12 protein-coding genes are annotated in these 14354 nt (G+C 46.6%); 4 read left to right on the top strand and 8 right to left on the bottom strand.

Annotation, left to right across the window (positions count from 1 at the left end):
- The 5 genes from QUA40_RS17425 to QUA40_RS17405 all read right to left on the bottom strand — a co-directional run.
- Window positions 1-502 (bottom strand): PIN-like domain-containing protein (locus QUA40_RS17425; RefSeq protein WP_333127977.1); only part of this gene is annotated, 502 nt, incomplete at its 3' end.
- 85 nt (window positions 503-587) lie between these two features.
- Complete coding sequence (locus QUA40_RS17420) at window positions 588-1229, bottom strand: PIN-like domain-containing protein (protein ID WP_333127976.1); 642 nt, start codon at window positions 1227-1229, stop codon at window positions 588-590.
- A 254-nt stretch (window positions 1230-1483) separates the two neighbouring features.
- On the bottom strand, window positions 1484-2689 hold the full coding sequence (locus QUA40_RS17415; RefSeq protein ID WP_333127974.1) for a glycosyltransferase family 2 protein: 1206 nt from the start codon (window positions 2687-2689) through the stop codon (window positions 1484-1486).
- A gap of 542 nt (window positions 2690-3231) precedes the next feature.
- A complete protein-coding gene (locus QUA40_RS17410; protein WP_333127973.1) occupies window positions 3232-4866 on the bottom strand; it encodes a polysaccharide biosynthesis protein in 1635 nt (544 codons plus the stop codon).
- A gap of 578 nt (window positions 4867-5444) precedes the next feature.
- Window positions 5445-6725: a PilT/PilU family type 4a pilus ATPase gene (locus QUA40_RS17405; RefSeq protein WP_333127970.1), complete on the bottom strand. Its 1281-nt coding sequence runs from the start codon at window positions 6723-6725 to the stop codon at window positions 5445-5447.
- A gap of 147 nt (window positions 6726-6872) precedes the next feature.
- Here QUA40_RS17405 and QUA40_RS17400 point away from each other — a divergent pair, with 147 nt between their 5' ends.
- From QUA40_RS17400 to QUA40_RS17390, 3 genes are all read left to right on the top strand, one after another.
- On the top strand, window positions 6873-8027 hold the full coding sequence (locus QUA40_RS17400) for a DUF58 domain-containing protein (RefSeq protein WP_333127968.1): 1155 nt from the start codon (window positions 6873-6875) through the stop codon (window positions 8025-8027).
- A gap of 90 nt (window positions 8028-8117) precedes the next feature.
- On the top strand, window positions 8118-8333 hold the full coding sequence (locus QUA40_RS17395) for a hypothetical protein (protein WP_333127966.1): 216 nt from the start codon (window positions 8118-8120) through the stop codon (window positions 8331-8333).
- Between the two features lie 37 nt (window positions 8334-8370).
- Window positions 8371-10986 (top strand): chloride channel protein, encoded by a 2616-nt coding sequence (locus QUA40_RS17390; protein WP_333127964.1) that lies wholly within the window; start codon window positions 8371-8373, stop codon window positions 10984-10986.
- Window positions 10987-11210: 224 nt separating this feature from the next.
- Here QUA40_RS17390 and minE read toward each other — a convergent pair whose 3' ends face one another.
- The 3 genes from minE to minC all read right to left on the bottom strand — a co-directional run bounded on the left by minE (window position 11211) and on the right by minC (window position 13742).
- Complete coding sequence (gene minE / locus QUA40_RS17385; RefSeq protein WP_445301158.1) at window positions 11211-11594, bottom strand: cell division topological specificity factor MinE; 384 nt, start codon at window positions 11592-11594, stop codon at window positions 11211-11213.
- A gap of 219 nt (window positions 11595-11813) precedes the next feature.
- A complete protein-coding gene (gene minD / locus QUA40_RS17380; RefSeq protein ID WP_333127962.1) occupies window positions 11814-12620 on the bottom strand; it encodes a septum site-determining protein MinD in 807 nt (268 codons plus the stop codon).
- A 318-nt stretch (window positions 12621-12938) separates the two neighbouring features.
- A complete protein-coding gene (gene minC / locus QUA40_RS17375; protein ID WP_333127960.1) occupies window positions 12939-13742 on the bottom strand; it encodes a septum site-determining protein MinC in 804 nt (267 codons plus the stop codon).
- A 316-nt stretch (window positions 13743-14058) separates the two neighbouring features.
- Between minC and QUA40_RS17370 the strand changes: the two genes are divergently transcribed.
- Window positions 14059-14301, top strand: coding sequence for an ADP-ribosylglycohydrolase family protein (locus QUA40_RS17370; RefSeq protein ID WP_333127958.1), 243 nt, complete (start codon window positions 14059-14061; stop codon window positions 14299-14301).
- The last annotated feature ends 53 nt before the right edge of the window (window positions 14302-14354 follow it).

Here is a 14354-nt window from a genome sequence, read left to right as displayed (position 1 = left end):
TCTGCTCGCTCAATTGTTGTACAGAGTTGGGTTGGAGAATTGGATCGACCGCCTTCATTAATAACTCATAGTTACGCAGCTTCATTTGGTCTAGGGAGTGCCTCACAGAATTGGAAATTTGTATTTCAAGAGCTTGTCTTAAAGTGTCGTTATCCTGCTCATCAACCAACTCAATATCAGCAATAGCATTTGTTTCTTCGATAGATTTTTGGTCAATCTCAACCATTAATTTATCCTTAGCTATTTGAAGAAAATCTTGAGTTTGATACATCCAAAAAGGCTGGTGTACATACTCATGAAATTCGCGCCTTAGCTCAACGTGCGGAGAAATTATTTTTTTATTTTTCTTGACCCACCAATCTTCTTTCTTTTCTCCAGTTACGAAAATAATTGGTCGAGATTCTTTTTTGGCAAATTCTAATATTTGCTTCCACAAGATAAAGTCTCCATACTTCCGTTCATCCTCCTTTTCTTCAGCATCCTTAAAACCAGGAGGCTTCAATACTTGTAAGTGTTCAGGGGGGGGTACGAAGTTAATAGGGTTTGGGACACTATTAAACCCCTAAGTTTGAACTTAGGAGGCTAAGTCAAGTGATTTTATCGCCTGAAACCCTTATTCTCTCGTTACCCCCCTGAACACTTACCAATACTTTATACCTATCCTCAGCTTCCTTGTACAAATTTGGCAATATTTGTTCATTAAATGGTTCCCCTACTTTTGAATCATCAAACAATAAAAGAAGGTTCTCTAGAATGCTGTCTTTATCTGAATGCAGTGAAGAATGATCGCTAGCAATTTGTTCTATTTTTTCTCGAAAAGCTTTCTCCACAGCATCAACTGCATCAAGATAGTGTTTTTGATCGCCAAACAAAAAATCCACCTCAGCAGATACTATCCTTCCTGTTTGCCTAAGAGAACCCCGAAGACTATTAAAGTTCTGTTGTTCTGATTTCCATTTTTCAAGTACCGATAGAGCTTTTTGAAAAGATTCTACTTCAGAAGCAATTATCTCTTCTCGGCGCCTCAAAAATTCATCTGCTACTTGGTAAGGCAACCAAATTCTGTTCTTAATTTGTTGTAGTATGTTTAGAAAATTCTCTGCCGTAGAATGCGATACTCGATATAGGTCGAGGAGGAAATTTGTATCAAAGACAAAAGTAGCATCCTCCCACAGCCTTGAAAAATCAGCCTCAGATGGGGGAATCCTCCAAAAGAACAAGTTTCTCATGTTATTTTAATTTATTTATGTATCCACTCTTAGGAAGTAGATCGAATTATTTCAGAAAAAGGGATTAATGCCTAATCTTTGTCTTAAGCAGGCTAAGTTATAATTGTATCTCAGATGCGGTAAGATACTTTGTTTAACCTCAAAATAAATAGAGTTTGATCCAAGCCGTTTATTCATCATCAGATGCGTCATAAACGAGATTTTCTAGTTGGATCGAGAATCGGGCTGACGCACCCTACCAATACTACCGAATACTAAACATCGCGTTCTGTCCGTACCCATTTAGTTTGCCGCTTCAGGATAAAACCCAGATACAAAGGGATTTTCCAAAGGATGTAAAAAGGTACGGATAAAAGGGTTGAACCGGAAATGTCGGCACGCCCGAATTTTGCCCAAGCGCTGACAATTGAAACTAAAATTAGCAGTCCTTGTACTGCTAAAATGATAGCGGGAAGCGGGGATGTTCCGATGATGGCTGCTAGTATAGAGGCGGCAAAAGTCGCTAGCCAAATAGCCACTAAAAGCGATAGGGGAGGGACTGATAAGTCGAGGGCGATCGCCATTAAGTCAAAACGCTGTTGCTCGATCGAAGCTGTCGCCAACCTGGGAGTTTGAGTTAGCAACGTCTGCAAGTGTCCATGTTCCCATCGGGTTCTTTGAGTTTTAGCTACTGCTTGCTGCTGTGGCAAACACCCGGTGACGTTTGCTTCGGGGCAGAATACTGTGGGATGTCCGGCGATCGCCAAATCCAAACTCATTTGCATATCTTCAACAATATTGCTGCTAGCTAGGGAAACTGATCGAATTATCGACCAGGGAAAAGCCATGCCAGTACCTGTTAGTAAGGATGGGAATCCTAACTTTTTTAATCCACTGGGGCGGACTAAGTTTTTCACAAGAAATGCTAAAGCAGAAATGGAATCTTTCGGAGTAGGATTGGGTGGCTGTTCCATGAGATAAGTTGCTTGCACTGGTCTTTGTTCAGCAACTGCAACCCTGGCTAATTTTTCTATAGAGTCTGGCCCACAGATGCAGTCTGCGTCAACCATGATGACGACTTCGGGGGGGTCTGATTCCATCGACTGCAAGCCGAAATCCAGTGCGTAGCCTTTGCCTTTGCGTTGTGTGTCTTGGCGCTCGATCGCACTTGCACCGCAGTTACGGGCGATTTCTGCCGTGGCATCGATACAGTTGTCAGCAATCACTAACAGGCGGTCTTGAGGTGTTAGCTGCGGCAATATGGTGGAGATGGTGGCGGCAATTCCTGCTGCTTCGTTGTAGGCGGGAATTAAAACTGCTATTTTGGGGCGGGGCACTTTAGTTTCCGTTGTGGGGCGGAAGCCGGAGAAGAAAGCTGCACTGCATTCTAGAAATAGAACTGAAACGGGAATTAGCAGGATCAGGGCGATCGCCAATAACGCAACATCAATTAATAAAAACAGTAGCTGATTAATTTCCACAATTCTAGTACCTTAATTTTATTTTATTTGTTGCTTTCATTCAGTTCATTTAATCTAATCTAATCGCATCTTTTTTATACCGATTCACTATCAAGATACACGCTCATGAGGCTGATCTCTCTATGGTTGGAACTCTATCCTTAGCGTTATATTAAGTGCAGCTTTATAGTTAATTGGTATTAACTCATTGCACAACGCTATCTAAAGTATCATCATATCATGCCCGGGAAAAATCACCTTTATAACATTGGTAGTGATGACTTAAGGCCTCATAAAACTACTAGCACTGGTGTCCTCGCTACAAATAAATTGGATTGCTGTTATGCCAGCCTAAATAATATCATATCATGTCGAGTATGAAAAAGGTAAGTAGATGAATTTAACTAAACCTTAAACACGCCTAAAAACCTGGTTTCTTTGAGAAACCAGGTTTCTGGGTGTTCTGTTTGTAATCCACTAAAAACTTAGTCGATGTTTAGATCATTCATCCCCTGTGGGTGGCCACTTAGGAAGCACTCTCCAAACTCAGAGCTATGTTCAAGCTACGCGGCATCGCGGACAACAGCAACATGTTGAGATTTTTTGGTTGTGAAATATGCGGGGGGTACCAATTCTCTGATATATCTCGACACCGATCGCAAATATCCCACTTCTGCTTGAATAGAATCCAGCGTAGAAAGACTCTCAACTAAGTCATCAAATTCATCAACCGTAACTCCAGCACTGTGCAACACTTCTTTATCAAGTCTGCCGTAAATTCCTTGCAGGAGGAGTTCGATAATCTCCCTGTAGTCAGCGATTTCCGTTCCGTAACCTTGCAATTTCTTCGGATGGATTCCCCACTGCAAAATCTTCAACAAGTCTTGGGGCGAACTCCACGCAAAAGAGGAAGCAATTACTTCTTTTTCCGCTGCGACCAGAGCGTGCTTGATTTGCACTTCCGGGAAATCTGGATCGCCGATTAAGCTTTCCAGCTTCGACACTTGTTTATCTAACACGCGCAAAGAAAAAGGAGCTAATTCTACACTCACCATGTCGCCAGCATCATCCACACTTCTAAAAGGATCTTCCAAAACATTTATTAGGAGGTGAATGTCTGTAGGCTTTTCCCAGTCAAACTGTCCCAGGAAAAACGGTTCTTCATATCCCGGCAAAAGTCCTTGAAAATAAATCGGCAGATTTTTGCCTGATTCAAGAATTTTATAAAGAGCTACTTCCAAGGTTTCTGTCGGCCACCCGAGATTACTCACGGCGACAAATTTCAGTTTTCCTGGGACGGACACAACCAGCGCGTTCAGCAATAAATGTACCGCTTCGATCAGATTTTGAGCGGTTACGTAGCGGTGGGGAGCGTGAACATTGACAGTTTTACCTTGCTTTACTTTGTTGGACATTTGCTCGCAGAACAAGCTATTTTCCAACATATGAGTAAAGCGAACCATCCCGTAAGTGACATCTCCTTCTTGAGCTGCTTTGGCAAATTGCCATTCTGCAAACTTCTTCGAGGCAGCGTAAACTTCGGTTGTAAAATATCGAGATGTTTTGCCTGTGGAAGAGAAGATGCAGTTTTCTACGCCGTATTCTTCGCAGAGTTGGATGATGTGTTTACATCCTAACAGGCTGGTTGTAACGGTTTCTCGGATTTTGATTTCAGCGAGTCCGGGTTGGCGTTGGGCTGCTAGGTGAAAAACAATTGCTGGTTTTTCTACCTCAAATATGTGTTTGAGCGCGTCGAGGTTGCGAATGTCGGTGGCATAGAAAGTTACAGCACCTTCTCTGTTAAAAAGCGGGAGATTTTCTTCAGGGTTTTGACATCGGGCGTTGTCTGCAGAAATGATTTTAGTTGCGCCTAATTCGAGGAGTTTTTTGATTAAGAAACTTCCGACACATCCTTCTCCACCGGTGATGAGGATGGTTTTTCCTTTGATTTGGCTGCTGACTGCGGATGCGTATAGGTGAATAGTGCGATCGCGCACGTCACTAAATGGTTCGCTTTCTAATTGTCCGTCGGCTTGATAGGCTGCGATTAGCTGTGCGGTGAGAGTTTGTAAGGCCGCTAGGATTTCAGGATCTTGCGGTTCCGGGGAACCCGGGGGAACTAGCTGCTGAATGCGATCGATGATTTCTGCTTTGCTGGCACCTTCAAACACTGCTGAGGGGTTAAATGCACTCTTCACTTTTTGGGCTCCTTTAAATTGTAGAAATACGGTTGGTGATAAGCGAGTTGTTAAACAGATTTTCGAGGGACAGAATCTTTCCAAGTCTGCTTAGTTTTAAGATTTTTTAGACTGAAAGCCACTTAATCGGAAAGACACGCGATCGGCTCTGCTACTAATTACTTGTATTAAGCCTACTTGTAGTTTTATTAAGCGCTTTTTTTACCTGCTTAGTTTTGCGATCGGCAAAGTCGGAACCTTCTCTGTCTAAAATTTGTCTCTACAACTATAAACTAAAGTTGCTGACTGTTGGCAATACTCAGAACAGATCTTTACTATTTCTTTGCAATCAACTGCGAGTTTTCACGCAATTTTAAAGTTAATGTAAAGTAGCGTCGGCATTTAAAAAACTTAACAATCTACTTAACATTAAGTATAGCAGTTTACAACTATACCGTAATGTAGTCGTTGCTACTAAATATAGTTAAAGTTTAAGTAAAAATACGCACAAAAGCGCCAAATATTTCGGTCGGTCCAAAAGATTGCTACCCGATGGGTGGGGTAGTCCTGCGGTGCCTACCCCTGTATGTGTGCTGCTACTAGGCGCGAACAATGCGTTCTTTTTTGCTGCCTTCAAAGCCACGAGCGTCCCCAACATCGTAGCCTCCTGTTCGCAAGCGACGGTCTAAATCGCTGGCTTCGGGAGAAGTTTTGGCCGCTTCTTCGATCGTCACTCTGCCTTCAAGCACCAGTTTGTAAAGACCCTGGTTGATAATCTGCATTCCTTCGTAAGTATCATGTTCCATTAATCGGAAAGCTTCATCATCAGCACCTTTCATCAAGTAATCGTGCATGGCAGGTGTATTCACCAAAATATCGTGAACTGCTACCCGACGGTTATCAACTGTTGGCAGCAAAAGTTGGGCAATTACCGCTACTAAAGAATCGCAAATTTGAATCCGCATGGCCTGTTGTTCTTCAGGCGGGTAGAGGTTCAACAACCGATTAATAGCGTTAATGGCGCTGCGAGTGTGGAGAGTTCCCAATACTAAGTGACCAGTTTGAGCTGCTTGCAACGCTGTATTGATGGTAACGCGATCGCGCATTTCCCCGATTAGAATTACATCGGGATCTTCACGCAAAACTGCGCGCAAAGCCTGCTGAAACTCGTGGGTATGCAAGCCGACTTCCCGCTGGCTGACCAAGCATTTTTTAGAGGGGTGAATGAATTCGATCGGGTCTTCAATTGTAACTACGTGCTTCTGCGCCATCTGGTTGAGGTGGTCGATCATCGCAGCTACGGTTGTCGATTTCCCCGAACCGGTAGGCCCTGTAACCAATATTAATCCCTGCGATCGCAAAATGATATTTTTGAAAACTTCTGGCAGCCTCAAGGAATCGATAGTAGGTATTTCCAAACTAATCAACCGCAATACTAGGGCACCACCGCTGAGAGAATCAAAACAGTTTAGCCGACACCGCACGAAGCCAGGGTAAAAAATTGCTGAGTCTAATTCCTTGGTAGTTGCAAACTGTTTCCGCTGTTCGGGGGTGAGAATTTCGGCTAGGTAATTTTCAAAAATTTCTGGCGTTACTTTGGGGTGGGTGGTTGCTACTTGCATCACCCCCCGAATCCGAAATCGAGGTACTTGGCCGACTCGAACGTGAATGTCGGAAGCTCCTGCGCTATGGGCATCTCTGACCATTTGTTCGATCGTACTGACCGGTGTCTCAACAGACCGGTGCTGGGCTGCGGGGGGCGCACTCGGCGCTGGTGCAGGAGGCGGCGCGGGAGTGGCAGCCAAGGGCGGGGGCGGGGGCGGTGTTCGGCGGGCTTGAGCGTCTGGTCGAAGCGGTGTAGGATTGTTTAATGGGTTCATTTTTTTGTCTCCAGTCAATGTAGATTTATTGCGAAAAAATGCCCGATTTCTAATCTTATCGCTCGCAGCTAATTCGGTGTTAAATGCTGAGAAGATTTTACAATTAGGCTTGATAGGGCGATCGAGTAATTAACAATTTAAACTCCTATGAACATCGGTCACAAAATCGCCGACTGGCTCGAAAATCGCGCTGTTACCCCCGCCTACGCCGGTTGGCTGCTGTCGGGGATGACGGTTTTCTTTTTTGGGTCGGCGACTAATACAATGTCTGGGTGGCTGTACGTGCTCAGCGGTGGGGGTTTGGCGCTGTTGGGAGTAGCGGCGGTTTTGCCGGGAAAATCGCTCCGTTCCTTGGAAGTCCGCCGCCGCCCCATCGAACCGGTGAGTGCGGGCGATCAAATCACCGTTGAACTAGAAATCGAAAATCGCGCCCGCGAACCTAAGACTTTGTTGCAAGTGGTAGACATCTTGCCGTTTGTATTGGGAGAACCCGTCGCCCGCCCGATCGAGGTCATAGAGCCTAACAGTACATACAAGGATACATACTATCTAGAAGTCCGGCAGCGCGGTATTTATCGCTGGCAAGAGGTGCACTTTAGAACGGCTGCGCCTTTAGGGTTGTTTTGGTGCCGCCGCAGCCGTCCGGCGAAAGCGGTGGCGGTTGTCTACCCGCAGGTTTTGCCGTTGAGCACTTGTCCTTTGATCGATCGCATCGGTCAAGAAGACAGCCCGCAATTTTACAATCGCAGTCGATCGCAAACTGCTACCGAAGGTCTCACCCGCAACCTCAGACCTTACCGCCACGGAGACCCCACCCGCCTAATTCACTGGCGCACCAGCGCCCGCTACGGAGAACTGCGGGTGAGAGAGTTAGAAGTTGCCGCCGGCGGTCAAGAAATTATTATTGCTCTCGACAGCGCTGCGGCGTGGCAGCCAGAAGAATTTGAACGAGCCGTGACAGTAGCTGCGTCTCTTTACTTCTATGCTAGCAAGCGGCTGTTAAACGTCAAACTTTGGACTGCCGGGACTGGACTCGTCTCGGGGAACCGGGTAGTTTTGGAAACTTTAGCGGCAGTTAATGCTGGGGAAGAGGCGATCGAGAATCGATCGAAACTTTCGATAATTTGGCTGACTCCAAACGCTGCCAGTTTAAGCACTCTTTCCCAAGGCAGTCGCTGGGTGCTCTGGCCGAGCGCCACTGCTGAAACAGACGAAAAAATATTAGTAAAACACGATTTACCAGGCTTAGAAATTCGCTCCGACCGACCGTTAGAACTTCAGTTACAAGCAAGCATCTCATAGACTTTTAGACGCTACGACGATCGTTAAGAATGAATATCGGAGGCGCTTCAGTCAGAATGGGAGCATTGTTACCATTCAGTGTAGAGCAAGATGAAAGACGAATTTGATGACAAAGAGAGAAAATTCCCTCCCGCCGATCGCTCAAACCCTATTTTTGGGCGAACAGAACTATATTTATTGCTGCTGTTGTTCGCCGGTGGCATTGCGATAGACTACTGGTTTAGGCATCACCCACAACAGCTTTGGCGATCGCCCACCGAGCAGCCTGCGGGTCTCAATCCACCATCCCCCAAACCGCTGCTTTAACCGGATCGTCAACGTCTGCACTTTCCCCAAAGGCAAAATGATACGCATCGGAAAACTTATCTGGAGTCGCTTTTCCCATCTACTGTTGCGTCCCAAGCGATTGGCGATTTTTGAAGCCTGCCTGATTGGGCTAGTGTCAGGACTGGCTGCGCTATTGTTGGCACAAGGAGTTGGTTGGCTCGGCGGCTGGCGGCAGCAGGCAACGCATTTAATCCCGGCGTATATTGCGCTGCCCTTGATCGGAGCGCTAGGCGGATTCTTGTCTGGATTGATAGTCGAGCGCATGGCTCCCGCCGCCAGCGGGAGCGGCATGAGCGAAGTAAAGGCGGTACTCGCCAACGTTCCGATGCCTTTGAATTTGCGAATTGCCCTAGTGAAGTTGGTCAGCGCCACCCTCGTACTCGCTGCAGGAATGCCCCTCGGACGAGAAGGCCCGACGGTACAGATTGGGGCAGCGTTAGCGAGTCAACTGAGTCGATGGTTTCCAACTTCACCCGATCATCGCCGTCAGATCCTCGCAGCAGGTGCCGGAGCGGGACTTGCAGCCGCGTTTAATGCGCCGATCGCAGGTGTTTTATTTGTGGTCGAAGAACTGTTGCAAGACGTGTCTGGCATCACCTTGGGAACGGCAATCCTGGCTTCGTTCATCGGGTCTGTGGTCGCTCGGATCAGCGGTTCGCACAATCTCGATTTAGATCTGCATCTGGTGGTATCTAATACTAGCTTTTCGGCTCCTGAGATTCCCTTTTACTTGCTTCTGGGAATCCTAGCAGGCTTTTTGGGCGTGCTGTTCAATCGATCGATTCTGAGTAGCTTGACGTTGTACCGCCGCTTTCTCAATGTCAGCTTATCCAAGCGAATCGGATTTGCTGGGCTGATCGCGGGAATTGCACTCGCCGCCTTACCAGATATATTTCGAGACAATGCCGGACTCAAAGAACTCCTCTTAACCGGAAATACAGACTGGCAACTGGTGGCGATCGTCTTTTGCATCCAGTTTTTTCTGATCGTCGTCACCTACGGTTCTGGCGCACCGGGCGGGTTGCTGATTCCCAGCATGGTACTCGGTGCAGCGTTAGGATACCTCGTAGGAGTCGCAGAATACCAAGTTTTGGGTTTAAGTCTGGCAACCACTTATGCACGGGTTGGGATGGCGGCATTTTTCTGTGCGGTTGCTCGCACTCCGATTACTGCAGTAATCCTGGTGTTTGAGATGACGACTGACTTTAATTTAGTGTTGCCGCTGATGATCGTATCTGTGACTTCTTACCTGATTGCAGAATTGCTCGATGAGGGTTCGCTTTACGATCGCTTACTCGCCTTTAAAGGCATTCACCTGACGAAAGAAACGAGCGCTCAAGATCCTTGGACAGATCTAACTGCATTGGATGTGATGCAGCCTAATGTAGAAACGCTTTCTAGTCGAATTCGGCTCGAAGAAGCGTTACAGGCGTTTTCTCAGTCTTCCCACCGCACGTTTCCGGTGGTAGAAAGCGGCAAGCTTGTCGGCATTTTAACTCAAAAGGATATTGCCAACTTTTCTGCACGTGGATTGAATGGTGAAAATCTTGTCAGCGATCTGATGACACCAGAGCCCGTTCGCATTAATCCACAAGATACGCTTGCCTATGTGCTGCATTTGCTCGACCGACACAATCTCAATAGCTTACCAGTCGTAGAAGGACGGCGATTGGTCGGTATTATTACCCGCAGCGATATCATTCGCGTTGAAGCAGCTTATCTCAACAACGAAAGTCTCGCTCAACCCAAGGTAGAACGAGCTCGGATAATTCACCAAACCAAATCGCCAGAAACTGGACAAGGGCGCATCCTCGTGCCGTTGAGCAATCCAAAAACATCCCTGACGCTGTTAGAAATGGCAGTGGCAATTGCCCGCGAGCGCAACTATGAAATTGAATGTTTGCAGGTGATTGTTGTGCCAAGACATCATGTGCTTGCAGAAACTCCAGTAAAAACGGCTGAGGGTCAAAAGCTACTAAAGCAGGCAACCCGTCTATGTCAAGCGTGGCGAGTTCCGATCCATACCCAGATTCTAGTGGCGCATGATTTGTCAAGTGCCATTCTCCAAACGATCGAAGAGCGACATATCGATCTTGTCTTAATGGGGTGGAAAGGCAGCACTAAAACACCGGGGCGGGTTTTTAGTCGAGTTGTCGATACTATGATTCGACAGGCTGTTTGTGAAGTGGTGTTGGTGAAGTTAACCGATCAAGCAATATTTGAGCGGTGGTTGGTACCAATGGCAGGCGGCCCCAATGCCCAACAAGCAGTTCGGTTGCTACCTGGATTGATTTCTCTGAGCAAAACCGCACAAGTCAGATTATTTCATGTGTACGATGCTTCTAAGGAGCGCCAAGCCGACGATCGTACTGATTTTGAACCAACTGAGGAAGTCTTGAAACTTGCCGCTGAGTTTCTCAAGCCCCAAGTGGACGCCTCTATCTTGACGACTTCTGTATGTGCTGATTCTGTGTCGGCGGCAGTGTTGAGTTATGCCAAACAGGATCGAAGCGATGTGATTGTTTTGGGTGCGAGTCGAGAGGGATTGTTGCAACAGATGAAACAGGGAAATATTCCAGCCGTGATTTCTCGCCAAAGCAACTGCAATGTGATTTTGGTGAGAGCGTTATGAAGCTGGAAACTCAACAACAATTGAATCGTAGAGCGATCGTTCATCCGGTGATTTTTTCGGATATTCAAACATTTTGTATATAAACAAGAAGAGTTTTTGATGGAGCATCTCAGTTTTGTTTTTGTAGCGATCTTCAAGAACTCGCTTGGACAAAACTCGCGATCGCTTGCGAGATCGCAATCAAATAAAAAAAATATTTTTACCAAGGCGAAAATGCACCCCTGTTAATCTCTAATGTCGGGGAGAGTTTCGACTACATACTCCGGTACATACTCGGGCCGATTCTGGACCAAATTTTCCGATCGATTTGGGGGCAAATTCTGGGGCATATTCTCCGGTGGATGTTCCAGCCTGACGCGCCGGATCGGGAGATTTGCAATTAGTGCTGTGGCCCGCTGGTCGCTCTCCAACGAGAACTCAGAGCCGGTGGTATCGATTTCCACGTAGCGAGACACCACCTCTAGAATTTCTCGGCGCATCGACTCAACCATTTCTGGGCTGAGTTCTGAGCGATCGTGGGCTAGAACCAGTTTGAGGCGCCGTTTTACCTCGTCGCGGCTGTTGTCAGGGGTGCGCGGGAAAAGTCGTTCGAGAAGTGTATGTATCATGGGTCAGGCTGGTTTGTCAAGGGTTAGGCATAGAAAAGGTCATACCATTTTCGATTTTCGATTTTCGATTTTCGATTGGGGAATCACTGATTCCCGTCAGGTTTGGAGTTGGGCTACAGTTTCATTCTTTTTGGGAACTGGTGTCACTGGGGAAAATTTGGGCTAGTTTTTGTGATGCGGTCGCTGCTGTTAAAGATCGATCGCCAATATTGCAGCACATCACATAATTTTAGTATTTAAGAACTTGCGGAAGCGAGTAAAGAAGTTTTCCCGACGGGGATTGAGATCTAGAAAATCAACTTTTTCGCCTTCTAAGCGGCGGGCAATATTGTCGAAGGCAGTTCCAGCTAAAGAGGCCGTTTCCGACAATACTAATGGTTCGCCTCGGTTGGTGGAAACGATGACGCGCTCGTCGTCGGGAACGACGCCTAACAGCGAAATGGCGAGGATTTCCCGCACGTCTTGTACCGACATCATATCATTTGCCAGCACCATTGCGGGTCTGATCCGGTTGACGATTAGGTTGATTTTCTTGACGTTGTTGGCTTCCAGCAGGCCGATGACTCGATCGGCATCGCGGACAGCAGCGATTTCGGGAGTGGTAACAATTATCCCTTCTTGAGCCGGGGCGATCGCATTTTGAAAACCTTGTTCAATTCCAGCAGGAGAGTCGATCAAAATATAGTCATATTTTGGTCCCAACATCCCCACAAGCTGCTTCATTTGCTCAGCGCTGATGGCATCTTTCATCCGAGTTTGGGCAGCCGGCAACAGCACCAAGCGCGGCTGCCGCTTATCTTTCACCAAAGCTTGCTCTAATCGGCACTCTCCAGCGAGAACTTCTAATGCCGTGTAAACAATCCGATTTTCTAAGCCCAGCAGCAAGTCTAAATTTCTGAGACCGAAATCGGCATCAATTACGGCAACGTTCCGCCCCCGCTTAGCTAAAGCCATGCCGAGATTGGCTGTGGAGGTTGTTTTTCCTACCCCGCCTTTCCCTGATGTAACAACAATAATGCGAGCCATAAGCGATTTTAGATTTATTTGGAATTGGTGATTGGCAATTTGTAATTGGCAATTTGTAATTGGTTATTGGCAATGGATAATTTGTCTTATTGTTGGTTGATAATTAGCAATTATTCTTAGAGAATTTGGCAGCCATCTGTTATTCAGTAAATTAACTCAACACTCAAAACTCTCCTTGTTCTACTAATCCTCTATCAATTTGCACTTAATTTAAAAATCGTCCTTTAGTGACTGATTTAGCCAAGGCAAAAATTATCAACAGCAGGCTTAAAGAGAAATAGTATTAAGAATTACCCATTACCAATGACCAATTACCGATTACTCATTACCCCCGACTAACTGCGATTTGTCAAAATCAGAGGCTCTACCGATCCGAATCCCTTGAGGCGTCACATAGGCGACTTCCGGGAAAAACTGAGCGGGTGAGGTTTCTGGGCCTCTGGCAACATACTTAGCAATCCTAATCACCATCGGTTCCATCTGCAAGGTCATAATCACGCTTTTGGTGTTGCCAGCGGCACCGGCGTGGACGACGCCCCGCAAACGGCCCCAAACTAGGATATCGCCTCCGGCGATGACTGAGCCACCCGGATTTACGTCTCCCAAAAGTACGACGGTGCCTGGATGACGAATTTCTACGCCCGATCGCACTGTCATCTGCAAATATAAAGGTTCCGCCAGGGATTGCGGTTTTTCGGCAGTGGCTTTATTCAGGGAAGAAACCGGAGGCTGTTGTTCTACACAATAGCCTGCCGTAGCTGCGGCAACGGCGGTTTGGCGGCGGTTGGTGTGGACTCGTTTGAGTTGCAGTTCCACTTCCGACAGGGCCTGCGCTATCTCTTGCAGTTGGCGGATATCTAAAAGTCGATCGTTCCCCATCAATTGTACTTCTGCGTTTGGCTGCCAAAAGCGTTCTCCTGCATTCAGCCTGACTTTTAGCTGCTGCCAAAGTTCAGTCCAAGTCGAGGCCGAGGCTGTTGCGGGTTCGCTATTGGTTTCTGGGGGGAGTAGCAACAGTAGCTGTCCATCTTCTGTCTTGAGTCGGACTTGCAACTCTAAGCTGACTTCGGGCGTTGATTGAGGGGCGGCAGCAGCGGCTCCGGCGGAGGCATCGGGTGTCATGGGACAGTTTGATCTCGGGTAGGGACAGGTTAACATCAATATTAGCCTGAGTCGTCTTTTGCCTCAGCATTTGGGGGAAAAAGTCTTGTTTTTTTATTTTTAACGGCAGCCAGGGCAATTCTCTGTCGTTTGTGGACGAGATTTTGTTTTAATGAACCACAGAGGGCGCAGAGGGCACAGAGAAAGAGAATTAATAGAAGAAGGAAAGAGAGTATTTGACAATTTTGGAACCGATTTTTATACACGCAGATCCGATGCAGATAGAAATAATTTTTAAGTCAATAGCGCTTACTAATTATTAATTGTTAATTACGTTATGCAGCAAATAGAACGTTATCGCGGCAGTCTTCTCGGTTTAGCAGTTGGCGATGCTCTCGGTACAACTTTAGAGTTCTGTCGCCCTGGAACGTTTGCGTTTATTAACGATATGGTTGGCGGCGGCCCGTTTCGACTGCAACCGGGCGAGTGGACAGACGATACTTCGATGGCACTTTGTTTAGCTGAAAGTTTGATTGAGCAAAAACGTTTCAATCCATTGGCTCTTCAGAACTTGTGGTGATAACTTTATCTAATCAAGTGCTAAAATGTTTAATGTTTTTGAGTGGTTAAATC

Source organism: Microcoleus sp. Pol11C3, from assembly GCF_036701485.1.
GTDB lineage: Bacteria > Cyanobacteriota > Cyanobacteriia > Cyanobacteriales > Microcoleaceae > Microcoleus.
Note: the sequence above shows the minus strand (reverse complement) of the source record. Positions and strands in the feature narration are given on the sequence as shown.